Consider the following 689-nt stretch of genomic DNA (forward strand, 5'->3'; position numbering starts at 1 on the left):
GTATTTTGGCGAATGACCAGAAATCTCAAGCTACGTCGAACCCGGCGATCTTTAAGGGTTCTGGTTGCCGTCCTCTTGTTAACGCCTATCAATATTGCGACAGATGCAAGTATTTGGCTGGCACCCGCCTACCTTGTTGGTGCTTATGACTGGGTTTTGGGTCACACAGATAAAGCGCTTCAAGCAGGGGTTTATATTGCCGCCGCTTATGCATTAATGATCGTTGTGGTGATGTTGGAATCGGTTATGAGAAGACTCTTGGGTATGGAGAAGGCTGGATGAGTGGTATCGAAACAGGCTTGTATCAGCATTATAAGGGGGCTGAATACGAGGTACTTGGCCTGGTCACGCATAGCGAGACAGAGGAAAAGTTGGTTGTCTATAGAGCTTTATATGGCGAGTTTGGATTGTGGGTGCGTCCTTTAGATATGTTTAAAGAGTCAGTGTCCATCAACGGTCTAGAGCAAGATCGCTTTAAGCTCATCAATGCCTATAACGTCGAGCTAGGAAAACATTTACCTTCATCACTCTAAACTTAGTGAAACACACTAATCTTCTATAAAAACAACAGGTAAGCGTTAATTTAAGAGAAAATACTTTTAATATCGCATTGTTGTTGTTGTAAAACCTGCTATAAATTATCTATGTTCGACTAATTTTGTCCATAATGCCTCATTTGTTTGGGCCGG

Annotated in this window: 1 protein-coding gene and 1 pseudogene; both read left to right on the forward strand. The window is 42.5% G+C overall.

Annotated elements, in window-relative coordinates; all coding sequences use genetic code 11:
• Positions 1-282, forward strand: a pseudogene (locus A3761_RS02505) (hypothetical protein); the annotation flags it as partial.
• Entirely contained in the window at positions 279-533 is a 255-nt protein-coding gene (locus A3761_RS02510; RefSeq protein WP_068514784.1) for a DUF1653 domain-containing protein, read from the forward strand. The pseudogene A3761_RS02505 and the gene A3761_RS02510, both read left to right, overlap by 4 nt.
• Positions 534-689: the final 156 nt, after the last annotated feature.

It is taken from the genome of Oleiphilus sp. HI0123, from assembly GCF_001635315.1.

What these genes read in the sequence shown, in the direction of transcription:
- A3761_RS02510 (WP_068514784.1), top strand. Translation starts at nt 279, where the DNA reads ATGAGTGGTATCGAAACAGGCTTGTATCAGCATTATAAGGGGGCTGAA.